General features: G+C 37.5%; 1 pseudogene. It reads left to right on the top strand.

Annotated features, from left to right (window positions below):
* Nucleotides 1-399 precede the first annotated feature (399 nt).
* Nucleotides 400-661, top strand: a pseudogene (locus EQY_RS26795) (hypothetical protein); the annotation flags it as partial.

Raw genomic sequence — 661 nt, forward strand, 5'->3', positions numbered from 1 at the left:
AGCATCATTTTGCCTGAACTTATCAAGCAAGTTAGATTGATTTAATCAAATTCTGCTTCCATAACTACATTTAGTAAAAGTATTTGTTACCGAATGTAGTAAGGAAGCGGAATTTCCCCGATAGTTTGATTTGAGCACTTACGCGCTGATGTTTTTTTCAGCCTGTGTAGCGATGCTTCTGTCTAGCTTGTGTATCTATATCCTCTCCCCCTCTTAACTTGCCATTATCACTTGTTACATCCGCTGTCTGACTGCTTGGCGTAGAAGGTCAATTGTTAGTTGATATACCTGTCTATGAATACTCTTGCCGTACAATAAGCGCGTACATCGTGATGTAGATTTGCAATCAACATTTTGGTGTTAGTTATAAGCTAACTTGTAGTAGATAGGGATTCTTTAATGACGCATAACAACTTGAAAATTAATAATATTTATTTTTTCTTATACATGGCTACTCCGTTGCTCCCATTGGTAACCTACTTTTTTACTATGAATGATACAGCTACCATCGCTGTTTTTTATGTAGCCGCTATTGCTTGCATAATATTTGACCAAAAAGAAATAGCTAAGGCTGTGAATGAATATGCGCCTCAGTTTGCGGCCTCGGTTATAGGGATTATTCTTTTTTCGCCTCTGTATGTTTACAGTCGATCTAAAGCCG

The organism is Escherichia sp. TW14182, assembly GCF_000208525.1.
Classification (GTDB): domain Bacteria; phylum Pseudomonadota; class Gammaproteobacteria; order Enterobacterales; family Enterobacteriaceae; genus Escherichia; species Escherichia ruysiae.